The sequence below is a fragment of the Paraburkholderia sp. GAS32 genome (assembly GCF_050434225.1).
Classification (GTDB): Bacteria; Pseudomonadota; Gammaproteobacteria; order Burkholderiales; family Burkholderiaceae; genus Paraburkholderia; species Paraburkholderia madseniana.
In genome coordinates this window covers 39,723-63,078 of record NZ_JBNPVS010000059.1, presented here as the reverse complement: position 1 = coordinate 63,078, position 23,356 = coordinate 39,723, and the positions used below count along the sequence as shown (strand labels likewise).

Below are 23,356 nucleotides of genomic sequence, written 5' to 3'. Positions count from 1 at the left end.
GCATGCTTTAACCGGTCCATGTTCCCCTCAGACCAGGAATATCCGCACATGCGGCTGTACAAAACCGGCTGGCTGGACGGTGGGCGCGGTCGTCATCAAGTCGTGGAATCGAACGTGCTTCGGCAAACTGCTATTGCGATCGGCGGCTCCTGTGCGATGCCCCTGCAATCGGGTTGTCTTCACGAAAGCCGGGGGATGTTTCCAGCGCTTAGGTCACCCTTCAGGTGTCTTCGAAGGTATTCGGGACCGCCGATTTCAAAAACTCGTGGCCATCCCAGGTTAGCCGCCAGTCGCTACCCATCGAGCGGACGAGATTTGCGTCGGCCAGCAGGTTCAACTGATACCCCACACCCCGGTTCGAAACATCGAACGCATCCTTGAGCGCGCCTTCAATGTCAAATTCGCTGAGGTGCGGGGATTTGTTTTCCTCGAGAGTCTTCAATATTGCGAGTGCCAGATTCATATCGCGTTTCACGATCTCCTCCTGTCGCAGATAGGACACGCATCGAAAGGGCGCCACGGGTACAACGTCCGCGCAATCGATGTGATTCCGGGTTCCCAACAGGCTCATGCCACGGTCCGAACGCGTAGGGTGAATTTCGACACCAGTCGCGAGCGCTGCCTGGGATTCAACGCTTCGGTCCCCTCATACCCTCGGTTTCCATCGCAGCATTCCGCTCTTCGCAGGCTTCAATGGGTTCCATGGTCTCGTCGATGGAAGCTGTCGCGCGTTCTGTGGCCGCCTTCGTTTCGTCGACGGTGGAACCGGGTCCTCCGTCGTCGTCGCTCGGGGGCTGCAGCATGTCTCGAAGCATGGCCTCCAACTCCGGCGTGTCCCACGGCGCGCCATGCTGTTCTTTTTTCTTTATGTAGTGCCTGACTTCTGCGTCCTGCTCCGGCGTCAGGGGAAGACCGCGAAATGTGCTTTGGGGGGTAGCGTCGGTCATGGTATTGCTCCGGAATTTATCCCATTTTAAGTGTAGCCCTGTTGTGGCCAACGAACCTCTGCTATCGGTCTGCGCATGGACTGATCCGTCCATTCGCATCGGCTCGTCCAGCGAGCGGACGTTGCAATCGGCACAGATACGAGCCCAGGCGCTTTGCGCACCAATGCAAATTGCGACGGGTCATGAAGGATGGCAGGACCTATGACAAAACTGTTCGGACAGTTTTCCATCGAGCGCGTGCACAAAAGCTGTACGCTGGTGATTCCCGGCTGCGACAGGATCGGACCCAGATGAGCGGATGGCATTCGGTTTTCACAACCTCAGCCGCAGCTATGACGCACTTGGGCACTGCCTAACGTTCTGGGGTTATGACAACGTCGTGAAGGGGACCACGAATATCGGTATCGGACAGACGGGAGGGCGGAAGATGCAACTGATCGAACCGGATGAACGCCAGGCTTTCCTGGCGACCTTGCAGCGCAAGGGACTGACAGAAGGTGAATTCGACCTGCTGGAAACGGATACGACTGACCCCAAGGGCGACGAGAACGTCGGCCTGCAGGGATATGTCACCGTAACCAGACTATCAACACAAATTGCGAGGGAATACCCCATCGGCTTCGAAACCGGTTGGGTGCAGCATTTCAGACAGGATCTCGAAGCCGGCGTCTTCGATAAGCCGGAATGAGATCCCGCTGTTGCGGCGAACTCTCCGAGCGTAGCAAGCAGGTATGGCGAAGTGGACGCGGGATCAACGGCGGGGGAGGGAGTGATGTGGCCTTGTCGATCCGGAGCGATGCGGGCGGCATCGATCACTAACCCCAAGGCATCCCAGAGCCCAATGCGCCTACGCGGCGGTCTTGACTGGTGTCAGCGTGGCCCTGCCAAGTCGCGCCCTGCAATCTCACAGGTGACCGTCCGCTTACGGGGCGTCGAGTTCGAGCGTCCGAAACTGTGGCCGATAGTTACCGCCTCCACCAAGCCAGATCATGATGTCCTCATACCATTCGCGGCGAACCTTTCCACAAGCTTTTGTGCGATGCCGCAACGCTCGCCGCACCTTCATGTGGTATCAGATATAGACTGAAATTGACCTGTATTCAGGTTGCCGCATCGAGTGTCCCGAACGTGTGCGGAACGCGTGATTCAGAATCAGCGGAGGCTCAAATGGCGACTGCAATTATTACCCCCCGGAATGATGGCCCGTACCACATCAAGGGCGACTTCAAGATTACCACTCAAGGCGGGAAAAACATTGAGGTGGATAAGGACGAGGTCTGGCTGTGTCGATGTGGCCACTCGCAGAACAAGCCATTCTGCGACGGTTCGCACAAGAAGTACGAGTTCAAGAGCAATCTTGACGAACAGCCGCAGGAAGGTGAAACACCCTGATGCATCAGGCGCTGTCGACAAGTTCGGCGCGGGCTTCGCACACGCGTCAAGGCTGTGCATTGTCCCAACGAGACTGTGCGTGGTTTCACGCTGCCCGAGCGCGCGCAGGCATACAGGAAAAGCAGACGATGGGGGACGCGAGTGTCGCGGACATCGCTAACCGGAAGGCGCGTTCTTGCAGTGCTCGTACTCTGCCTAGGTGTTACGTGCCTGGCAATTGGCGCGCCGCTGCTGTTCGAGTTGTCAGTGATCAGCCGTGCCATGAGCGATTTTCGGCTGGATGAGGCAGTCGAAAACGCCCGAATTTCCCGTGGCGAAAAGCCTGCTATAGAGGATCTCCTTAACCCGCCATACCTGAAGCGATACGGCCTGGACCTGAACTTGTACACGGACAAGCACGGTCGTTTTTTGCCAACAGGCTCTGACTGGCAACAATGGGGACTTCGGACAAAGGCGGCGGCGACTGTGATGTGGCTGGGTCATGATCCACCCGGGACATGTTGGACCTTCGGTCAGATAAGGTGCGTCGACCGCTTTTACGAAGCTTATGGCGACAGCGAGCCGATCGTCGATGTCGCTGATGCTTGCCTCGGCGAGCCACATTGAGCAACGTATGTGCAATCGGGGAGGCGCGGCGGAGCAAGAAGATCGGGACTTCGCAAAATGAGCTGGATATCGCGCGCTTCCGGGACAAAACATGTCGCTGAACTCGCGCTGAAGATTGCCGGCTAGCGCCACCAACTCGACCGCGCACGTCTCGCCCGAAACCGATCGAACGTCACCCGCATCCGCAAGGCCCGCGCCCCCCTTTTTCGTGTCCGCGGAATCCGTTCGTCGTTCTCGAAAGCGGACAGACAGCGCATCATGTAAGGTGGCACGCGGCTGCAATCGGCATCCGGCCTGAATGGCCGATGACTTGCCGGCAGACACCAGGGGACGAATGGCTGTTTCACCTTGGAAGCTGCCGTAAAAGTCACTCCGGGTCGAAGGGCAGTTCAGGGTCGAACAGGGACGACCGCCATCCGTCTCAGTGCGACCAGCAGGGCGGCGGCAGGAGGTCCGCTAGATGATTTTCAATGCTCCGTCTGGCTAGTTGGATGGCGCGTCATCATCGCCGATACGCCGCACGACATTCAATATTTTTTAACCGGGACTAGAGTTTGTCGACGGTAATCGCGTCGCTACGGGACGACTATGAATCAGGTACTACTGGACAACATTTCAGAGGAGCTTTGGGGCGGTGGTTTGAACTACTGTGTGTTTCTTAAGACGTACACGGTTGCGGCCGCCAATCTTCATCAATCTGCCGAGTTAATCTCGGCTGCGCTTGGTGAGGGAACAATCGTAGTTGATGTCGCGGAGGTAGGTGTTGAGTCAGTCGTCGAGACCGTAAAATCCAGTCTTCTCTATGCTGGCGACAATTCGGCAGGACCATCAAAAGAAGCTCTCGAATCGGAGGTCCTAGCGGGAATGGTGGGCGAGCTTTTGTCGGAATTGCGTCTTTTGATGGCGAAGGCAACGAGTGTCGAAGCGTTCGCATTTGAGGCAGGACATCCGTTCTATCCAGTCTTTTGGGACTTTGCCTTTATATTCCGAAGTGCTTCGAATGCCACGATTTTCATCGGCGCAAGTTCAGACTGAGCGCGAGTCGTAACTGTTACCGACGAACGTCCGCTATCGGGTTCCCCGGAAGACTGCTTCGGGTCGAACTGAGCCGACCGCGTCAGTCCGTCGGCCAACAACGGCCGTTCGACGTCGTCACCCGGATCGGCGACAATTTGGGCTGCCGAGTCGGTCACCGTTCGCTCAGCCGGCCGATCCGTTACATTCAAAATATGTTTTCGTGAGGTGTGGTGATGCGGCAGGATCTCGTTGATCTGATTCAACGGATGACAGCGCGTGAGAAGGTAGTCAACTCGGACGATTCAATCTCATGGCAGGCGTATCGCGAAGCGGAACTGCTTGACGACAAGAAGTTAGTTGATGAACTCGATGCGTACCTGGATCAGAAGCCTGAAAGGGAACAGCGTTCAGCGGCTTACTTCATAATCGGTAAGATCGGAACGAACTGCCTCAGCGAGGAGTGCGCGTCACGCCTAATTGGATATTCATCCAAGGAGAGAGACAAGCATGCACTGGCAGGAATCCTTGAGCTGCTTGCTGATATTCCGAAGCCAGAAAGCGTCGATGTTAGGCCGCTGTTTCCTCTTCTCAAGGATAAACGATGGCGCGTGAGGTATTCCGCAATACGGTCTCTTAAGCGCTGCCAGAATGCCGAGGCTGAAGATAAGTTGCTGGAGATTCTCGCGACCACCGCAGATCCCTATGACGCAACCTACTGCCACGCCACCCTTAATCAATTGGGTACGCGCAAAGCTCTGCCTGCTCTTGCGCAAAACCTGAAGTCTCGAAAGCGCGATGTGAAGGCTTCAGCTCAAGCGGCTATAGAGGCTATTGAGGCGCGTGAGGCCAACCAGTCGTAGGTGCCGACGATGAGTCTTTATCCACCCAACGCTAGCGTTCTATGCGGCTAGATTCAACGTCCGCTTTAGGACAATGCGACTGACCCTTCCGGGTCGTCTTACGCCACTCGCATAGACGCCGCGCGCGGCGATGCTCCGACATCTGCGTCGGACCCGGTGCGGCCATTTCCGGACCCACGGATTAGACTTGGAGATGTCTGCTGTTCCAGGCACAAGAGACGATCGGTTTTCGGCATCCCCCGGAAAGTGGTGTCGTCGGCCAGCTGCGGTTCGTAGGTGCATTGGGCACGCGTGGCATCGCATCGCGCACCAGGATTATTGATGGATCGGCTGAAGCGTCGATCTGCTTTCGTTAAGCCAGACGATAAGTTCATTAACACGCATGGCCTTCGCAAACAACCAGCCCTGTCCATACTGGACGCCTCTCTGCACCAGATATTCGACCTGGACATCGCGCTCGACGCCTTCCGCCACGATTTCCACCCCCAGTTCGTGTGCCATCTCGATGATATGAGGCGCGACGACGCTGGATGCTGCGTCTTGTGCAATGGTGTCGATAAATGACTTGTCGATTTTCAGGACATCGATCGTAAAGGTTTGCAGATACGACAGACTGGAATACCCGGTTCCAAAATCATCGATATAGACAGGGTGGCCAGCATCCCTGAATGCCGCTATTGTTTGCCGCGTTGCGTCGGCATCCATGAAGCTTCGCTCGGTTGCTTCGATTCTGACCTGAGCAGGTCGAATACCCGTCTCCTGCAACCGGGCCGTAAGAACGTTCAGGAAACGGCGCGTCCGCAAATCCTCGCTGCTCACGTTGATTGAGACGTAGAACGAAGGACGCGAGCGCAAGAGCGTCGATAGCTCGTCAATCGTCTTGTCCAGTACGAGGTCCGTCAACTGCTGAATAAGGCCGTTTTGCTCCGCGACCGCGACAAAGATTTCCGGCGAGATGCTGCGTCCGTTCAGGTTCCACCTGACGAGCGCTTCTACGCCAACGCATTCGCCGCTTGTGAGGCGCACGATTGGCTGGAAAACCACGTCGAGTCTCTTGCGTGCTATGGTCCATTCGAGCGTCGCAGGGAAGGAGAGTTGACGCGAGATTCGCCTGAACGCAATCCAGCCAAGCGCACCTCCGACAACGACACCAATCGAAAGCCACATCACGAGCAAACCAGGCCATTGACCCACCAGGCTGCTACGTGGAGACTTGACTATCACCCCGAGGGGCCGGCTTGTCGAACGGGCGACAGCGTAGTGCCATTGTTCATTGTTCACATGCCCAGCCAGCTTCCATGCGTTGAGCATGTCGTCGGCATTCGCACCAGGTGACAACGCAAGGATTGTGTTTGTCTCGACATTGACCACCGCGATCGGTCGTCGGGTGGGGTCGATAAGATCGACGTAGGACTGCGGGTCGATCGAGACATAGTGTCCGTTGAGGCCGATCTGGATATCCTCACGCTCGTCGCTGAGGGGGTTCTTATGCCTGAACCAGACCAGATAGCCGTCTTTGGTCCGCCAATCGGGCGCAGGCATTGTCAGTTGTTGCGCTCGAACGTCGCCTAAAAGCGGTGAGCACAGATAGCGTCCGCCACCGTATGCCCCCCCGTCCTGCACGTATCGGTAATTAAAAGACACGCGGGCAAACCGTGCGATCTGGGCGGGAGAGCAAAGACTGCCGGGGGCCGCCTCCATATCCGCAATAGCGGCGAATGCCTGGTAGGTGACAAGCTCCGTGCGCATCACGGCTTTCGCGGCGAACTGCTGCAAATCTTCCTGCTCGCGACGTTCTGCATCCTCGTCGGCGATATAGATGCTGGTCAGCACGGGGGCAACTGTAACTATGCAGCCCAGCGCGACAGAAGCAGAAATAAGCGACAGCCGCTTGATCATCTCGCAAGTCCCGTCGTGAATGACCGTAAGGGAGGCTTCGCGCCACATGCGGCATGCTCAGAGTCGAACGTATGAGATTACGATGCCAGCCTGAAGGATAGTATCTGGCGCTATTTTTTCAATGCGTCTGATTTATGCGCCCTCTATCCGCTCCAGGGCGAATGCGAGCGGCCGACCTCCGACGGTAAGCGGGCGTTTATCGCTTCGTCGCCCGAGTCGGCTTCGGGTCGGGGGCTGACCATCGAAGTCGCTAGGGCAAAGGAGCGAATCGACGCGGCGAGGTCGGCGGGCGTCAACGCAATGAAGGCGCGGCGTGCGCTGGCGTGCCTGGACCAGGAGCTCGCGGACGCAAAAAAGCGCATGATCGAAGAATTCCATCGCGTGCCCAGCAACCCGTACGCATAACGATCGACGGCGACAAGAGGTGAGGCACGACGGGCCGCTTTCGAGCGGCTTTTTCTTTGCCCAGCACCTGATTGCAAACTCCAATCAAGGCCAGAGCATTCCGCCGATCGGCGCGGTACTGAACGAATCGACGCGATGAAGTGGTTCACGCAGGCGCCGTCCGACCACGGCAAACTGAAGTACCTTATCCGACCGATCATGGCGCGTAAGACCTCACCTCGTTGCGGGCACCACGAGGCGCGCATTCTGTAAAGAACGAACGTCCTGGAATGCTTGTTGCTTAGCCTAACCTGTCCAGTGCGCAGACGCTGGGGAGGAAATATGTACGGCCATTCTTGCGAACCGTATCGGGGGCACGGCGTTTACGTCGAGGTAACGGAGAATCAATCCGTGTCGTTCAACGGTACCGAGCGGCGTTACGCAGTCGCGTGGTACGTGTATAAGCGGGAGCCCTTCATCCAGGCAAACGTGATTGCACGTTTTGCCGAGTCGGTTGAATTTTTGTCCACTGACGAGGCAGTGCGTTACGCAGAGGGGCGCGCGCATACGTTCGTCGATTGCTCACGCGTCATCTCGAGGGAGTGACGTCACCACGCACAAGTGATGTGTGGCTGCTCCAGGTGCATGTTACGGTGTATCCATATGATCTCGCCGCAGACGCGGAAAAGCCGGTTGCATGGGCGGCGGGAAATTTTTTCGCAACAACGTGATCTACCGCGCAGTGTGACGCACAGGTACTCCCTGATTATTGATAGCGCTGACTCACCAGTGGCTGTATGAAGAAGTGGTCGGGACAGTGGCGTTTTGTGCCCCCGGCGTAAAAGTCCGATTTGAAGCCGGCGGAATGTCACCTGACGATAAGAGGAGTTCATCATGCTGCGGTGGATAGCCAGCTGGGCTGTACGCAACGCTCTTACTCCGGAGAAGCAGGCCGAAAAAGCGTTGCGGGAATTGCGTCTGGAACTCTTCCAGGCTGAACAACGGATCCTTGACGCGCAGATGCACGCAGATTACTACCGAGCTCGCCTGGCCTTTTGTGAAGCGGTGTTGAAAAGCGGCATCGAGCAGGTAAGCGATCAGCGGAAGGAGCCGCAGACAGGCTGGCAGGCATTGAGGACAGGCCCCAAACTCACAGCGGCCCAATAGCGCAAACCCTGCGCGGGCGGAGCGACGACTCCTTCCAGATTTCGCCATTCAGACTGAACAGCTCGGTGACGCCATCGACGAGCTGCGGCCGGTATTCCGACAGTCGCCGCCGACGACGAGTCGGCTCCAGCTCTTCAACAGTTGGCCGGATCGCCCCACCGCCCGGTCTTGCGTCCCCCTGGGCGACTGGCTTCGACCGGCGCTCTGCGCCCAGCGTCGATACGCCTGCCCAGTGCATTGCAGTGCGCTCGTGCTGCCACGAACAAGTCAGACCAACAGCATCGACACGGGTCCGCCGGCCGGCATGACTCGTCTCTCTTCCCGGTCGATTCGCCAGGACATTTACCCCCGCGCCAGAAAAAAAGCCGACACGACCTGTCGGCTTTTTTTCGTCAGCGTGTGGGCGAGCGCTTGTGCGAATCTACGGACCCGGGAAGTGTCTTTCATTTGGAGAGTTTGTTGAGAGCGAGCACGGCGACTGTGGGTTGCGAGTCGGTACATCGACCGGTTCGCCGAGCGAGTGCATTGCGCGCATTGCGACGGGCGCATCTTCGGGTACGCTCCCTAACCGAAGCTTCGGTCACATGCGTTCGGACGCAAGGCACACGACACTCTGGTCTTCTTCCGTTGCGTCTAGCCTCGTGCCGGACCTTCAATCAGAAAATCCCGGTTGTCCGCCATGCGTTACGCCAGAGACGCCGGGGCGATATGGAGTAGGGTCTACGGCTTGCTCCAGACCTGTTTCCAACACATGAGAAAGGTACCGCGGGCGTCCCTTGCGACTGCTCCTTCGACCGGACACGCGGTGCCCACTAGTGCGGGGCCGAAGTGGGCGACCTCTCTATCCGCGTCAGCGAGTACATCGGCGGGCACCCGGCCCCAAATCGACAAGCTGGCAAGTACGCCTGTACAGCCAACCAGGATTACGAGAGTACGTTTTAATCGGGTCGGGCGGCTGGCGATAAAATCAAATGGCATTGGGAAGCCTCGTCTGGCGGGGGACTTATGAGCGGTCTTATCGGCACCGGCCTCCGAAACCATAGATCTCCGTTCAATCTTTTTTTTCGGGACAGATTGCGAGGAGAAGGGCGAATGATGGGTCGAAGCTAAAGCGGCAATCGTCCCGGCGTTTGGGTCGACTTATTCGTAGTCCACGAGTGCATGTCCCGCCTCGACTGGCAGCTCGCTGCCAGTCCCACCAGTATCGATGAAAGCGGGACGGACTATCTATATCGGGTCGGTTACGGAAACTATCCGCGCAGGCGCGATCCGAGCTCACGATGTTTTAGGCGCTTAGCACCTGTTTGAACCGTTGCAAGTCAACTCGCCGATCGACTGTAGCCTCCATTCGACGCTCGAGCGACTCCTTGCGCTTTTCTTCAGCGTTCGCGATGAAGTCGGACAGTTCGCGCTCCAAGGCTGAGTCTTTGGCACCCGGCTTCCACCTCGCGGCTCCGTGCCGCCGGCGCGTGGCCCGCGCAAGTGCTAGCGCTGCCATCGCAGCCTTCGCACATTCGTATTCAACCTGACCACAAAGGTCGATTGGCTCGCCGAATTCGCGAAACGCTTCCACATATTCCCGAGCGGCGTGCACTGTCGCCGGATACTCACGGAGCTCGGAGATAACTTCGCGGCTCAACACATGCCAGTGAAGCCTGTCCAGGTAGGCAAAGGCGGGAATGGAAACGCCTTTACTGGCTTCGCGGTTCAAATGGCCGACCGGCTCCGCTGCTGCCCAGGTGGCCTTATGCATCATTGTCCGACAGGTTCGGGCGTAGCTTTCCAGCGATAACGCTAGTTCCAGTGCGGTATCGCGTCGCTGACGCTTGCGCTCCCTAGCATCCCTCGCTGAAATCCAGGCGAGCGTTATGACAGAACCGACGACAGAACCGACTGCCGCTGATGTCAGCGCCAAAGTTACCGGAGTGTTCCAGTCGACTCGCTGGAGAAATTCAAGCCATTCCTGCCGCATACGATGCGCCTCGGAGAAAGAGGTGCAGAGAGTATAAGCAATCGTTTGCGCAGTAATCAGAGCAAAATTGGCGTTGTGTGTTTTCGCCACAATCGCTTTAGTGCGGCGGTGAGCATCTTGACAAAATATGCTGATCCAGGGGACCAACCGGACCAGAACCAGGGGAGGGGCGTCAAGATATTCAGGACCGGTCCGCTTCCTAAGTAGACGGGGTCTGCTGGTCGTGGCCACCACCGTTTGCTCGCTCTATCGGCAAGCTTCGGCCAGAAGCTAGATGCACCGTCCTAGATCGTTGGTGATCGATTTGGAATCAGTGACGGATAAGGCATAGGTCGGGGAGAAGAGGGTAATGCCAGATTCAAGGTGCGAGCGCCGCGCATTGAACGCCTAAACTGTTTCAACGCATGGACAGGGGGAAACTCGTGACGCGATTCGCTGAAGGCGATGTCGAAACGGGCCGGACGTCGAGTATGGAACGCTGAGCCGAACGTCGGGATTCGCCATAGCAGACGCGAGGGAGGCGCGGTCGCTGGTGTCCATCGGGTCGCGCGGCTTCGGAACCACCAGGAGGAGCGGCTGTGAAGAAAGAGCAACAGGTTGCACTTGTGACGAATGCGTCGGACTATGCCGGCCCGCCTGCCGTAGCAGCACTGCTGGATGCGGGATTCCGCGTGCTTGCCCACGATGATTCCTTCGTGGACGACATCGCGTGGGAGCACTTTTCGAACGCGAATGGCAGTGTCGAGCGTGTGAGCGGCAAAAGTGTTGAGGTGCTGGTCGAAGCCGCATGGGCCGTCACTGGGCGGGTTGATGCCATTGTCAGTAACGACCACTTTCCCGCTATCCATCGGCCCACTGTAGATGCATCACTGGATGACCTGCGGCAGACACTAGAAAAGCTGGTGGTCGGTCCTTTCGCTTTGGTAAAGGCGGCCATCCCGCGTATGAGACAGCAGGGCGGCGGGAATCTCGTATTAGTGACATCGTGCAGGACGAAACTGCCGATGCATGGAGGCGCCATTCCTGATGCTGCGAGGGATGCCGCGAATGCATTGGCTCGATCGTTTTCCGTCGAACTTGCGCCACTTAACATTGCCGTCAACGCGGTGGCACCGAACTTCCTGTATAGCGAGGCTTATTATCCACGCGCTGTCTTCGTAGACGAGCCGGAAGGCCGTGACTACGTCAGGACTACGGTACCAGTGGGTCGGCTAGGCCGGCCGGAAGAGATCGGCGAACTGATCTGCTTTCTCGCATCGACACAGTCCCGGTTTCTGACTGGCGCTGTAATTGACTTTTCCGGCGGGTGGCCTGCTGCTGCGACGAGGCCCGGAACGACCGACGATTGAGTGCGGTTCGCGCAACGTGGCGCCGATCAATGACAGGCAGCGACCGGCCATGAAGCGTCATTCGCCTGACTCGTCGCTCGGACATTCGGGCGTCCGTTCCTCACTGATTACGGTCGTTTGATTGGTGACGATAGAAGCGGCATGCCTGGACATGCTCCTTTTCGTGACGTCCGCCAAAGTGGACAATGCAGACCGAAAGCAGGGGGAAGAGGCAGTTCAAAAAGACCATTGCCTCGGACTTCACATAATCGAGCGCGAAGAAATCATCACGCTGATGATGCCAGAGAATGCTTCGCTTCGCGCCAGCTTCCTCCACCGCGATTTCGGTGTCGAACCGCAGGTCGCACACCTCCATGCGACGAACGGCTCATTCGCGCCGAAGTGGCATCAGGTCGAGAGATTCGGACGAAGCAACGATGCGAACTTATCTGCGAGGGCCGGCTTCGAACGGTGCGGCCAGATGGCACTCAGCTCGAAGAACGGGAGCGCGGCGCCATCGCGGACCTCGCACAGTCTGACGCCAGCGAACTGAATGGCCTGCACGGACTGCGGCAACAAGGACGCGCCGCAGCCGGCGGCGACGCAGGCTAGCACCGTGAGCGAGCGGTTTGCGTGCTGGACGACGTTCGCCTCGCATCCTGCCTTCCTGAAGGCGCTCAGGATCCCCGCTCGAATCAAGGGAAGCTGATCGTGCGGAAACCAGACGAGCCCCAGGTCGGCGAGCTCGCGCAGACTCACCTTGCCGTCTTCCGAAACCGGATGTGCAAGCGGCATCACCGCGAGCATCCGCTCCCGGACGATCAGCTTCTCGCGCATCTTGCCTCCCACAGCCACCGGCGTATGGAGCAGGCCCAGATCGATGCTCCCCTCCTCGAGTGCGGCGGCCTGCTCGGCGTTGCTCATTTCTTTCAACACCAGCTCGACGCCGGGCACCTGGGCCCGCAGCTCTGCTATCGACCTCGGCAACACGTCGAACAACGCCGTGGAAGCGAACCCGACCGTCAGCCTGCCGCCGAGCTTGGCACCAATGTCCCGGGCCCGCTTTTCTGCGGCGTCGATACGCGAAACGCCGAGGCGAATGTCGTCCACGATCGCCGCGCCAGCGGTGGTCAGCGCGGCGCCACGCCGCGTGCGCTCGAATAGTTTGACACCGAGTTCGCGCTCGATGCGGGTAATAGCCTGGCTCAGGGCCGGCTGCGCAATGCCCAGCGCCTGAGCGGCGCCCGTCACGCTTCCCGCGTCCGCGACCGCCAGGAAGTACTTGAGGTTTCGCGCAGATTCCATATTGTCGCGTTATGAATAAAGATCGTTTCCATAGTACCCGCGATTATCCACGCATCCTAGACTCCCGGAAACGATCGACACATCAAGGCGAAAAACGCCCGACAAGGAGACAGACTATGCGCTGGTACGCGCAAATCTCTCGAGCCGAGAAGAGAGCGCTGTGGAGCTGCTTCGCGGGCTGGGGGCTGGACGGCGTGGATACCCAGCTCTTTAGCCTTGTCATTCCCACGCTGCTGGCCACCTGGGGCATCGGCAAGGGCGAGGCCGGCCTGATCGGTGGCGCCACGCTGGTGGCTGGCGCGCTTGGTGGACTGCTCGCAGGTACGCTTTCCGACCGATTCGGCCGGGTCCGCACGTTGCAGATAACGGTCGTCTGGTTCTCGCTTTTCACGTTTCTGAGCGCTTTTGCGCAGAACTTCGACCAGCTACTCGTACTGAAGGTACTCCAAGGCTTGGGTTTCGGCGGCGAATGGACGGCTGGAGCGGTGCTTCTGAGCGAGACCATCAATGCCAGGCATCGAGGCAAAGCCATGGGCATCGTGCAAAGCGCGTGGGGATTCGGTTGGGCGGGAGCGGTCATCCTTTATACAGTCGTCTTCTCGCTGGCGTCCCCCGAATGGGCTTGGCGCGTCCTGTTTGCCGCCGGGGCGTTGCCCGCACTGCTGGTCATCTATCTGCGACGCAACGTTGTGGAACCGGGACGAGACACGTGTCGGACCGAACACACCCATGACAAACAGGGCGTCTTCAACACCGCCGCGGGCATCTTTCACCGATCCGTCATTCGCACGACCGTTGTCGGCGCCCTGATCGGACTGGGCGCCCATGGCGGGTACCATGCGATCACGACCTGGCTGCCGACCTACCTGAAGACGGAGCGGCATCTATCCGTACTCGGTACCGGCGGCTACCTGGCGGTGGTCATCGTCGCGTTCATTCTTGGCTGTTTCCTGAGCGCCTGGCTTCAGGACCGGATAGGTCGTCGCCGCAACGTCATTCTGTTTGCGCTTTGTTGCGCCGCGACCGTGAATCTGTACGTATTCCTCCCGATCGGCGACACGGCCATGCTCATTCTGAGCTTTCCGCTCGGCCTCTTCGCGGCCGGCATCCCCGCCACACTTGGCGCGCTCTTCAACGAACTGTATCCGCAGGGGATCAGGGGCACCGGCGTCGGATTCTGCTACAACTTCGGCCGCGTCGTGTCTGCAAGTTTCCCTGTGCTGATCGGGCACATGAGCAACTCCATGCCGCTCGGCGCGGCGCTCGGTATCGACGCGGGAATCGCGTATGGCATGGTCGTGCTCGCCGCCTTGCTGCTTCCCGAGACAAACAGGCAACGCGCTGCCGGCCCTGCGTCGCTCGTCGTCTCCGAAACGCCGGTGCCGTCGCCCAAGTGACGTGTATTCAACAATCGGAAAGCCAAGACCCATGAGCGCTCTTGACCTCAGTACGAGCGATGCGGCAATACATGCTGCCGACGCAGGGGCCGGCGTGGCCGAGTGGCTTCGTGACCCGACACCTCGTGTCACCGCTGTCGATTCACATGCGCACGTGTTCGTGCGAGGGTTGCCACTCGCTCCGCAGCGGCGCCACGCACCGGACTACGATGCAACGCTGGATTCGTATGTTCGGTATCTCACCGGGAATGGCGTGTCACACGCCGTTCTTGTGCAACCCAGTTTCCTCGGAACCGACAACTCGTTCTTTGCGGCGATATGTCGAAAGTATCCGCAGCGGTTTCGCGGTGTCGCAGTAGTCGCCCCAGCAGTGTCGAACAAAGAATTGGAGTCACTTGCCGACGCGGGCGTAGTCGGCATGCGGCTGAACCTCGTGGGCTTGCCGCTGCCGGACCTTCGAAACGGCGCGTGGCCGCGTCTTCTCGCATGCGCCAACAGCCTGCGGTGGCACGTCGAGGTGCATCGTGAGGCGAGAGATCTGCCCGTGATCGTCGGCGAGCTGCTCGCGCAGCGATGCACGGTGGTCGTCGATCATTTCGGCAGGCCGGATGCGGAAGCCGGGGCATCGGATCCTGGGTTCAGATATCTGCTCTCGACTGCCGATACCGGCAAGGTGTGGGTAAAGCTGTCGGCCGCTTATCGAAGTTCGCGGGGCGACGGTGGGCTTGGCCTTGGAAAAGCGCTTACTCGCCCGCTGCTGGAGGCTTTCAGTGCCGAGCGCCTCGTCTGGGGCAGCGACTGGCCGCATACCCAGCATCAGGACGTGATTGACTATTCAGCGTCCATTCGCGCGCTCGCGGCCTGGGTTCCGGAGGAATCGACCCGAGCGGTGATTCTCGGCCTGTCAGCTAGAGAGCTGTTTCGTTTCGATTGACGCGGCACGCGCCGTCAACCGATTCACTACCGATTGAGGAAAGCCTATGAACTCCACTGCCGCTTCTCGCAGATTGGCGTTTCGCCAACAGGTTGCCGCGTGCAAGGGATTGCTGGTGCCCGGAGTGCTCGACGAGGATCCGGCGATCGTCGCGCCCTTCGGCGAGCGCCAGCGACTCGCCAATAAGCCGATCTACGACGAGCTCGACGCACGATACAAGGACGCCGATTGACCGCGACGAATACCCCCTTCCAAAAAACGAGAGACGCAGGAGACACCGACATGGCAGGCCATCCAGATTGCGCTTTGCAACAGAACCTGGCGACCGCCGGTTCAGGAGCGGAGGAGGAACGCAGAGCATCCGTTCGCCTCCGCTCGCTGGCCGGCGGGCTCGTGGGCAACTTGATCGAGTGGTACGATTTTCTCGCTTACAGCATCTTCTCGATCTATTTCGCCAAGTCGTTCTTTCCGAGCGAAAACCCCACAGTGCAACTGATGAACACAGCCGTGATCGCTGCTGTGGGGTACGTCGCACGACCGCTTGGAAGTGTGCTGATTGGGCTCTATGCGGACCGTAAGGGCCGCAAGTTGGCTCTGACGTGGTCGGTCGCCGCCATGTGCTTCGGATCGCTTATTATCGCAGTAACCCCGGGATATCAAACGATCGGTGTATTCGCCCCTGCGCTCCTCATTGCCGCCCGGCTTCTGCAGGGGCTCAGCGCGGGAGGTGAATACGGCACCAGCGCCACGTATCTGAGCGAGGTGGCACCGGCTAACCGCCGCGGTTTCTACATGGGCTTCCTGCAGGTCAGTGTCGTCGCCGGACAGTTGCTCGCCCTCGGCCTCATGCTGCTCATGCAACGATTCCTTTTTACGGCGGACCAGATCGAGCGCTGGGGCTGGCGTCTTCCATTCGTCATAGGTGGTCTTCTCGCGCTCTTCGCCATGTACATGAGACGATATGTCGGAGAGACGCAGGATTTCGAGGAGAGCCGCCGGAAATCGTCACCGCCCGTCGTTCGTCAGTTGATCCAGCATTGGCGCAACATTCTGCTCGCGATCGGCATCACGGTAGGTGGAACGGTCGCCTTCTACACGTACACCGTCTACATGCAGAAGTTCCTGGTCAACTCCGCCGGGTTGAGCAAGCAGACCTCGACGCTCATCACCACCGGCGCGCTGCTTTTGTACCTGCCCCTGCAACCGTTGTTCGGTCTGGCGTCGGACCTGATCGGGCGCCGCCCCGTTCTGATCTTTTTCGGTTTGAGCTGCACGCTGTTCCCGGTTCCGCTTTTCGAGGCCCTCAGCCGCACGAAAAGCACGGTGACGATGTTCATGCTCTGTTTCGCCGGGCTGCTCATGCTGAGCGGATTCACTTCCATCCACATGCTGGTGAAGACGGAACTTTTTCCGGCGCGGATCAGGGCACTTGCGGTCGGGCTCCCCTACGCGCTGACAACCGCGGTCCTCGGCGGCACGACGGAATTTGTCGCGTTGCGGTTCAAGGCGTCCGGCCACGAGCCGTACTTCTTCTGGTACGTCACAATCTGGGCCGCCATTTCGTTGCTCGTCTATCTACGGATGCCTGAAACCAATGTCAGGCGGCGGCAGTGAGCCCGGCGCGCCTTGCTTCGTAGAACCAGCGCGACTGCCGACGCCGTCGCGCGAAAATTCGCCAGCGTGGATAGGTTGACCGTTTCAACCGGGACGCGCCACATTCAAACGGTTGCGAAAGCGTCCAGGTGCACGCCGCCGGACGTGTTCGTTGCGCGGCGACGGGATGAGGCGCAGGGCAGCAACAGCATTCACGCCGAGACGCCGGACTTGCCCTTGCTCTTCGGACCGACGCCTTTGCCCGAAGCGGAACGCTCCTTGGGTGTTGCGCCTCGATGCGCTGCGCCGGTTTGTCCACCACGCGTGGCTTCCATCACGTCCTCAAGGTAGTGCTCTACCACGCGCTGGAACTCCAGCATCGCCGCGTGATGGTCAACCACGCTCGCATCGTAACTCAGCGTGACGGCCGCCTTCATAAGATGCTGGACGACCACGGACCGGAACAATGCTTCTTCCACGGACAATCGTGGCGCGAGGGCAGCCAGCACGGATGCGATTCCTTTGCGCAATCTTTCGCGTACCCCAGTGGCGCCGGGCAATGCGACATCACGCGCGTCGACCAGCACCACGAAAGCGGGGTACGTCGTGCGAAACGCCACGAAAAACGTCGTCAGTCGGCCCGCAACGACCGATACATCAAGCAACGGCACCTCCTCGCTCAGCCGGTCGAACGCTGCTTCAAGCTCGGTCACGTATTGCTCGATCAGCGTACCTGCGACCTGCTCTTTCGTCGGAAAGAACTGGTAAAGCGAACCGATCGACGCCCCCGCGCGCGCGGCGATCGCTGTCATCGTCGTTGCTTCGTACCCCCTTTCGGCGAATTCCGCGCTTGCGGCTTCCAGCAACGACGCCACCCGCGCGTGTCCGCGGGCGCGGCGCGGCGCCTTCGCCTCGCCCGTATTCGGCGTTGACTTTTGTGAGGCCATTCTCATATACTGTTTGTGAGCACCCCCTCACAATACACCAGCGGCTCGCCGCTTTCAATGGAAGGCCATCATGTTGCAAAACCTTGACCCCAAGACTACCGCTCTCGTTCTGATCGATCTTCAGGAGGGCATTCTCGGATTCGGGAAAGCGCCCCGACCCGCCGCAGCCGTGGTGGCTACCGCGGCAACGCTCGCAAAGCGCTTCCGGGAAGTGAACGCGCCGGTCGTCCTGGTCCGGGTGGGCTGGAGCGCCGACTTCGGCGATGCACTGAAGCAGCCCATCGATCAGCCCATCGCGCTTCCCCCCGGCGGACTGCCCTCGAACTGGTGGGACTTTCCCGTTGAACTGGCGGTGGAGGAGCGCGACATCAAGATCACGAAACGCCAATGGAGCGCTTTTTACGGCACCGAGCTCGACCTGCAATTGCGGCGTCGCGGCGTCGAAACCATTGTGCTGGGCGGGATTTCGACGAACATCGGCGTCGAGTCGACGGCTCGCGCCGCGCACGAGCACGGGTACTCGCTGGTGCTCGTCGAGGACGCAATGAGCTGCGGCGCGCCCGAGCATCACCATGCGTCGCTGAATTACATCTTCCCGAGGCTCGGTCTCGTGCGGCGATCCGTCGACGTACTCGAGGCGCTCGCAGCCTGATGACGCCCGATGGACAAGCACAGCGTGGCCGGAGAGAGACGATGAGCAGCGAACGTCACACGGGAGCTTCGTCGCTCTTGCGCCGCGTCGAAACCGTGTTCGACATGCGGGCGTTGGGTCGCGCCATGTTTGCGCTCGTCCCGCTGCTCCTCCTTGCAGTCATATCGGGCAGATCCGAGTGGCTTACCGCTGCAATCGTGCCGGTCGCGATGCTCATCGCGCTCGACCACTCGCAGCTTGCGCCGCTCAGCGTATTCGCGCACGCATTGGCGATCAGCGCGGGCTTCATGATCCTGATGGCGTCGCTCGCGCACCCGCTGCTCTTTGTCGTAGCCACAGTCCTGCTGGGCATGGGATCCGTGCTGGTGACCGCGGGCGGCAGTGCCTTGCGCCCGCTCGGCAATTTCACGTTCATTCCCTCGCTGTATCTTGCCTGCGAAAGTGGGGAAGGCGTCACGCGGCAGGCGCTTATTACCCGGAGCGTTGAGGTCCTGCCGTTCCTGTTGATAGCCGCGTTGCCGATCCTGCTCCTAGCGTCAGTCGAGCACTTCCGCTCGCGTGAAACCGGCCAGCCGACTCTTGCGCATTTCGCAAAGTGGACTCGCCTCTCCCCAAACAGCGAGCGCAACGCATATATCGAGCTGATGATCACCGTCGCGCTCGCGGTCGCTTGCGCTGCCGTACTTGTCGAATGGCGGCACGTCGATCATGGTCAGTGGATGATCTGGTCGGCCGCCAGCGTCGTTACCGGAAATGCAGCAAGCGCCCGGCAGAAGTTTCGCAGCCGGCTCACCGGGGCCGTTGTCGGCGTTTCCTTCGGAGTGGTTGTCGGATTGATGATCCCTCATGCGTTATTTATGCGTGTGCTCGTTGTGTTCGCCGCAATGCTGACGCTCATCTGCATTCGTCCGTACACGCTCGCATTCGGTGTCCGGTGCGCCTGTGCGGCAATAGCCTTTGTATTAGCGGGAAAGCCGTGGATTTTTGGAGGCGAACGCCTGCTGAACGTGGCAGTCGGCAGCGCCATTGGGCTGCTGTGTGCGCTCACGGCATCCGCCATTGCGGCGCACATGAAAGACACGTGCCGCTCGACGTGTGACGCCCCAAGACCCCGGCAAGACTGAGCGGGACTGCGCAGTCGCCTCTGATTAGGGGCGCACGATCGACGTTTAGCTGAAGATCTCATGGTGTTCAGCAAGTATGGTAGTGCCGATTCCGATCGCTGCTGCCGTCGAATAGTTGACGCAGGTGCTTCTGGGTAGAAGCCGGTTATTCCCCAAAGACAGGGGCGAGCACATCGAACCCGAAAGGCATTCGTAATAATCGGCGCTCGCAGCAATGCTCAACCGCGCAAAGCGCTATAGTGGCGACTTGCTTCTGCAACGCATGGCGCGATAAAATCGCGCCTGCTCATTGGGGAGTAGCCGCCTCGAACGCGATGTTCGAGGGCGCACGTCAACATACTTGGCGAGTCGAGAGACCCGCTATGGCGTGCGCAGCTAAATGCCTGGCAAGACCGATGACTCGCATTCCGACCTAACCGGGTCGCCGGAATGCGTGTCATCGCGTTCTTTCTGCGCGGCCCGGGTACAACAACCCCATGCAATCCTTCCTCATTTCGACCAGTGTGGTCGGCCTTGCTGAAATCGGCGACAAGACTCAACTTCTGTCCCTGGTATTGGCAGCGCGATATCGCAAGCCCATTCCCATCATCCTCGGTGTTTTTGCCGCTACCCTCATCAACCATGGTGCATCCGGCGCACTCGGCGCGTGGCTCGCGAGCGTTCTGAGTCCGGGCATTCTGAATTGGGCGGTTGTCGCGTCATTCGCCGTGATGGCCGTGTGGATTCTCGTTCCGGACAAGCTGGACGACGCCGATGCGGTTTTGACGAAAAACTCGATGGGTGTGTTCGGCACAACCGCGCTCACATTCTTTCTCGCCGAGATGGGCGACAAAACCCAAATCGTCACGATTGCCCTGGCGGCACGCTTTCATGAGTTCTTCGGCGTCGTTGCGGGTACGACACTCGGCATGATGCTGGCCAATGTGCCCGTCATCTACCTGGGACACAAATTCGCCGACCGCCTGCCAACAAAGGCGGTCCACATTCTGGCCGCCATTATCTTCGTTGTCCTCGGTGGCCTCGCCCTCAGGACCGCGCTGTACCCGCAAGCGCATCCGCTGTTCTAGTTCGCGGCTGACGCGCGCACCGCACTCCACCAACGCGAGACCTTTAGAAAAAACCCGAGCGTGCCGTTAATATGCGGTGGTCCGACAAAACGTGGACCGGGATCGGAGTCGTCCGTCGTTTACTCGGTTCGAAGTCAACGAAAGAACTGAGCGATGCTTCGGATCACGACTTCCGGATACGCACGCCGTCTACGGGAAGACTGACACTTTCAGTTTCCTTCCGCCCAACCTGCTCGAACAGGGCGCCTCGTCGACGTGCCGTTCCACATCGGAGCAATCGTGACCAGACAGAAAGGCACCCAAAGGCGTCGATATCTGTGGCGACGCAACGCAGCAGAAGACCGAGTTGAGCAGACGTCGTCGAATGTGCCCCCCGCGCGGCGCACCGCCGTATTTGGTCTCGTCCTCGTTCTATTGAGCGTGCCGCTCCTGGCCTTCTGGGGAGCGTATGAAAGCTTGAGTGCCGGTTTCGCCGCGCAAGCTGCCAACGAGGCGGATAAGGCTTTCGAGGAAGCTCGCTATAGCGTTGCGTGGGAGGAATCGGCCGAACGCAAGTACTTTCTGGACCCGCGTCCGGAGGTTCTACGCGAGCACCGCGAGGCCGGTGAAGCACTTGACGCAGCGCTGAAGAAGGCAGTGGCACTTGAGCCTGGCAGCAGCGCAATGCTGCGCGGCCTGCTGGAGAAGCACGCGAAGTATCGAGCGTTCGCCAAACCGATGTTCAAGGCCGTCGATGATCACGACATCGCGAGAGCCAATGAGATCGACGAGGATTCGGCCGATCCACTCTTCGACGATATCGAGCAAAAGGTTCTCGCGGCAGCGGCACAGCACCGCGACGATGCGACGATGCAACTCGACCGGCTCGTTGCCGTGCAACGGATCGTCCTGATATCGACCCCCGTGGTACTCGCGATCGGCGTGGGGCTCTCGCTGCTGTTTCTTCAGATGCTGCGGCGCATTCGCAAGAACGTGGATGCGGCGGCCCAGGACGCGCTGCGCAGCAGCGAACAGAGGCTGCAGGCGCTTGTCGCGAACACGTCGGATGCGATACTCGTTTCCGACGTCAACGGGACTGTGACTTACGAGGCGCCGACGCGAAGACCGGACCCCTTGAAGAACATGGGCCAGCTCGTCGGCACCAGTCTGCTCGATCCGATTCATCCCATTGACCGCCCCACGCTGCAGGGCCTGTTGGAGACCGTGTCGTCGACGGCTCGATCCACGAAATCCATCGAGATCCGTACTCGAGGTGAGGGCGATGCGTGGCGCTATATTCAGCTTACCTTGACGAATCTGCTCGATGAACCGGCTGTCGGCGCAATCGTGGCGACCGCGAGCGACACCACCGAAAGAAAGAACTTCGAGGAGCAGCTCGCGCGAAGGGCGTTCTACGATACGCTCACCTCGTTACCGAACCGAGCACTGCTGCTCGATCGTATTAGCCAGGCCGAAGCTCGTGCGCGTGAGCGTAATGCGATGATCGGCGTTGTCTTCGTCGACCTGGACAACTTCAAGCGGGTGAACGACAGTCTCGGACACCACGTGGGAGACCGGCTGCTGATCGCAGCGGCCAAACGCCTCGAAGGGTGCATTCGCCCGACCGACACCGTCGCGCGGTTGGGCGGAGACGAGTTCGTCATCCTGCTGGAACACCTCGGGAGTGAGGCGACGAGCGAAGGCACCCTGGTTGCGGACAACATCCTGGCGCAATTCAGTCAACCGTTCGATCTCGACAACAAACAGTACATCGTCAGCGCGAGCGTTGGGCTGGCATTCGCGCACGCTGGGCGCGGCCGCGGCGATGCTGATACGTTGTTGCGGGACGCCGACGTCGCGATGTACCGGGCCAAGAACGGTGGAAAGGGCCGCTACGTGGTTTTCGAAGAGAACATGCACGCGGAAGCGGTCAAAAAGCTGGAGATTGAAACGGACCTGCGTTACGCGATCGAGCATCGCGACCTACGGGTGTATTTCCAGCCCATCATGCAGCTTCAGGAGGCAGGGTTCCGGGAAATGGAAGCGCTCGTGCGGTGGCAGCACCCCACGCGAGGTTTGTTGCCGCCCGCCGAATTCATTGCGATTGCAGAAGAAAGCGGCCTGATCATTCCACTCGGACGATACGTACTGGAAGAGGCTTGCCAGCAAGTCGCCCGCTGGCAGCGGGAGTTCCCGACCGAGCCGCCATTGCAGATTAGCGTCAATCTCTCGCCTCGGCAGTTCGATGATCCCAACCTCGTTGCCGACGTGGCTGCGGCGCTGTCCAGTGCTCACATCGGCGCAGGCTCGCTGAAATTGGAGGTCACGGAGGGCCTGATCATGCGGGATACCGAAAGGAGTATCGAGACGCTCCAGAGGCTGAAAGACTTTGGCGTCACAATCGCAATCGACGACTTCGGCACGGGCTATTCATCGCTTAGTTATCTTCGCAGGCTGCCGCTGGATGTGCTGAAAATCGACCGATCCTTTGTTCAGGGTATTGGCACGAGCGCTGAGGACGATGCGATCGTTCGCGCCGTCATCTCCATGGCGCAGTCTCTTGGACTGTCCGTCACGGCTGAGGGAATTGAAACGAGTGAGCAGGCAAGGCTCCTTCGAGAATGGTCCTGCCAAACTGGACAGGGCTATCTTTTTTCACGACCTCTGCCTGCGGAGGAGTTTACGGCGCTATTTCGTGCACATTCTGCTGGTTCCACCCGCAGCCATTCTGCGGGCGACTTCACCATGGAGCCGCTCTGACCCATACGCGAGTGCTGTCGGTTGAA

22 protein-coding genes, 1 pseudogene and 1 riboswitch are annotated in these 23,356 nt (G+C 59.4%); of the genes and pseudogenes, 16 read left to right on the top strand and 7 right to left on the bottom strand.

Translation table 11 applies throughout. The annotated features are described in order from the left end of the window. Positions 1-220 precede the first annotated feature (220 nt). Complete coding sequence (locus tag P3T25_RS42300) at positions 221-475, bottom strand: DUF2513 domain-containing protein (protein WP_233465163.1); 255 nt, start codon at positions 473-475, stop codon at positions 221-223. A gap of 154 nt (positions 476-629) precedes the next feature. Beyond that, complete coding sequence (locus P3T25_RS42295; protein ID WP_266262294.1) at positions 630-947, bottom strand: hypothetical protein; 318 nt, start codon at positions 945-947, stop codon at positions 630-632. A gap of 427 nt (positions 948-1,374) precedes the next feature. On the opposite strand from P3T25_RS42295, the gene P3T25_RS42290 reads away from it, so the two are divergent. The 5 genes from P3T25_RS42290 to P3T25_RS42270 all read left to right on the top strand — a co-directional run bounded on the left by P3T25_RS42290 (position 1,375) and on the right by P3T25_RS42270 (position 4,822). Next, entirely contained in the window at positions 1,375-1,635 is a 261-nt protein-coding gene (locus tag P3T25_RS42290) for a transcriptional regulator (protein ID WP_154566700.1), read from the top strand. Between the two features lie 479 nt (positions 1,636-2,114). Further along, on the top strand, positions 2,115-2,339 hold the full coding sequence (locus P3T25_RS42285; protein WP_063496116.1) for a CDGSH iron-sulfur domain-containing protein: 225 nt from the start codon (positions 2,115-2,117) through the stop codon (positions 2,337-2,339). A 246-nt stretch (positions 2,340-2,585) separates the two neighbouring features. Further along, complete coding sequence (locus P3T25_RS42280) at positions 2,586-2,945, top strand: hypothetical protein (RefSeq protein ID WP_233465162.1); 360 nt, start codon at positions 2,586-2,588, stop codon at positions 2,943-2,945. Positions 2,946-3,533: 588 nt separating this feature from the next. Beyond that, positions 3,534-3,980 (top strand): hypothetical protein, encoded by a 447-nt coding sequence (locus P3T25_RS42275; protein ID WP_266256592.1) that lies wholly within the window; start codon positions 3,534-3,536, stop codon positions 3,978-3,980. A gap of 215 nt (positions 3,981-4,195) precedes the next feature. Further along, positions 4,196-4,822: a HEAT repeat domain-containing protein gene (locus P3T25_RS42270; RefSeq protein ID WP_429363204.1), complete on the top strand. Its 627-nt coding sequence runs from the start codon at positions 4,196-4,198 to the stop codon at positions 4,820-4,822. 315 nt (positions 4,823-5,137) lie between these two features. On the opposite strand, the gene P3T25_RS42265 is transcribed toward P3T25_RS42270, so the two are convergent. Further along, complete coding sequence (locus P3T25_RS42265; protein WP_429363202.1) at positions 5,138-6,721, bottom strand: EAL domain-containing protein; 1,584 nt, start codon at positions 6,719-6,721, stop codon at positions 5,138-5,140. A gap of 726 nt (positions 6,722-7,447) precedes the next feature. Here P3T25_RS42265 and P3T25_RS42260 point away from each other — a divergent pair. Continuing rightward, on the top strand, positions 7,448-7,711 hold the full coding sequence (locus tag P3T25_RS42260) for a hypothetical protein (RefSeq protein WP_154566696.1): 264 nt from the start codon (positions 7,448-7,450) through the stop codon (positions 7,709-7,711). A 288-nt stretch (positions 7,712-7,999) separates the two neighbouring features. Next, positions 8,000-8,272: a hypothetical protein gene (locus P3T25_RS42255; protein ID WP_154566695.1), complete on the top strand. Its 273-nt coding sequence runs from the start codon at positions 8,000-8,002 to the stop codon at positions 8,270-8,272. A 1,285-nt stretch (positions 8,273-9,557) separates the two neighbouring features. Here the strand turns inward: P3T25_RS42255 and P3T25_RS42250 are convergent. Beyond that, positions 9,558-10,391, bottom strand: coding sequence for a hypothetical protein (locus P3T25_RS42250; protein ID WP_429363199.1), 834 nt, complete (start codon positions 10,389-10,391; stop codon positions 9,558-9,560). A 431-nt stretch (positions 10,392-10,822) separates the two neighbouring features. Here P3T25_RS42250 and P3T25_RS42245 point away from each other — a divergent pair, with 431 nt between their 5' ends. Further along, positions 10,823-11,593 carry an SDR family oxidoreductase gene (locus P3T25_RS42245; protein ID WP_171929490.1) on the top strand — a complete coding sequence of 257 codons (771 nt, stop codon included), beginning with the start codon at positions 10,823-10,825 and terminating at the stop codon, positions 11,591-11,593. A 100-nt stretch (positions 11,594-11,693) separates the two neighbouring features. Here the strand turns inward: P3T25_RS42245 and P3T25_RS42240 are convergent, their stop codons facing one another. Both P3T25_RS42240 and P3T25_RS42235 read right to left on the bottom strand, forming a co-directional pair. Then, entirely contained in the window at positions 11,694-11,948 is a 255-nt protein-coding gene (locus P3T25_RS42240; protein ID WP_266242620.1) for a hypothetical protein, read from the bottom strand. 32 nt (positions 11,949-11,980) lie between these two features. Beyond that, a complete protein-coding gene (locus P3T25_RS42235; protein ID WP_429363196.1) occupies positions 11,981-12,877 on the bottom strand; it encodes a LysR family transcriptional regulator in 897 nt (298 codons plus the stop codon). 116 nt (positions 12,878-12,993) lie between these two features. Between P3T25_RS42235 and P3T25_RS42230 the strand changes: the two genes are divergently transcribed. The 4 genes and pseudogenes from P3T25_RS42230 (at position 12,994) to P3T25_RS42215 (ending at position 16,822) form a co-directional block, all read left to right on the top strand. Next, positions 12,994-14,274: an MFS transporter gene (locus tag P3T25_RS42230; protein ID WP_429363194.1), complete on the top strand. Its 1,281-nt coding sequence runs from the start codon at positions 12,994-12,996 to the stop codon at positions 14,272-14,274. A gap of 31 nt (positions 14,275-14,305) precedes the next feature. Beyond that, complete coding sequence (locus P3T25_RS42225; RefSeq protein WP_266242617.1) at positions 14,306-15,208, top strand: amidohydrolase family protein; 903 nt, start codon at positions 14,306-14,308, stop codon at positions 15,206-15,208. 121 nt (positions 15,209-15,329) lie between these two features. After that, positions 15,330-15,440 (top strand): annotated as a pseudogene (locus P3T25_RS42220) (carboxyvinyl-carboxyphosphonate phosphorylmutase); the annotation flags it as partial. A gap of 50 nt (positions 15,441-15,490) precedes the next feature. Continuing rightward, positions 15,491-16,822 carry an MFS transporter gene (locus P3T25_RS42215; RefSeq protein ID WP_266242616.1) on the top strand — a complete coding sequence of 444 codons (1,332 nt, stop codon included), beginning with the start codon at positions 15,491-15,493 and terminating at the stop codon, positions 16,820-16,822. 191 nt (positions 16,823-17,013) lie between these two features. On the opposite strand, the gene P3T25_RS42210 is transcribed toward P3T25_RS42215, so the two are convergent. Then, positions 17,014-17,748 carry a TetR/AcrR family transcriptional regulator gene (locus P3T25_RS42210; RefSeq protein ID WP_429363191.1) on the bottom strand — a complete coding sequence of 245 codons (735 nt, stop codon included), beginning with the start codon at positions 17,746-17,748 and terminating at the stop codon, positions 17,014-17,016. A gap of 70 nt (positions 17,749-17,818) precedes the next feature. Between P3T25_RS42210 and P3T25_RS42205 the strand changes: the two genes are divergently transcribed. The 4 genes from P3T25_RS42205 (at position 17,819) to P3T25_RS42190 (ending at position 23,330) form a co-directional block, all read left to right on the top strand. After that, complete coding sequence (locus P3T25_RS42205; RefSeq protein WP_429363189.1) at positions 17,819-18,400, top strand: hydrolase; 582 nt, start codon at positions 17,819-17,821, stop codon at positions 18,398-18,400. A 41-nt stretch (positions 18,401-18,441) separates the two neighbouring features. Continuing rightward, complete coding sequence (locus P3T25_RS42200) at positions 18,442-19,524, top strand: FUSC family protein (protein WP_429363187.1); 1,083 nt, start codon at positions 18,442-18,444, stop codon at positions 19,522-19,524. A 279-nt stretch (positions 19,525-19,803) separates the two neighbouring features. Then, a riboswitch (yybP-ykoY riboswitch) is annotated at positions 19,804-19,986 on the top strand. A 14-nt stretch (positions 19,987-20,000) separates the two neighbouring features. Continuing rightward, a complete protein-coding gene (locus P3T25_RS42195) occupies positions 20,001-20,591 on the top strand; it encodes a TMEM165/GDT1 family protein (protein WP_093634427.1) in 591 nt (196 codons plus the stop codon). A 663-nt stretch (positions 20,592-21,254) separates the two neighbouring features. After that, positions 21,255-23,330 carry a putative bifunctional diguanylate cyclase/phosphodiesterase gene (locus P3T25_RS42190; protein WP_429363184.1) on the top strand — a complete coding sequence of 692 codons (2,076 nt, stop codon included), beginning with the start codon at positions 21,255-21,257 and terminating at the stop codon, positions 23,328-23,330. Positions 23,331-23,356 lie beyond the last annotated feature (26 nt).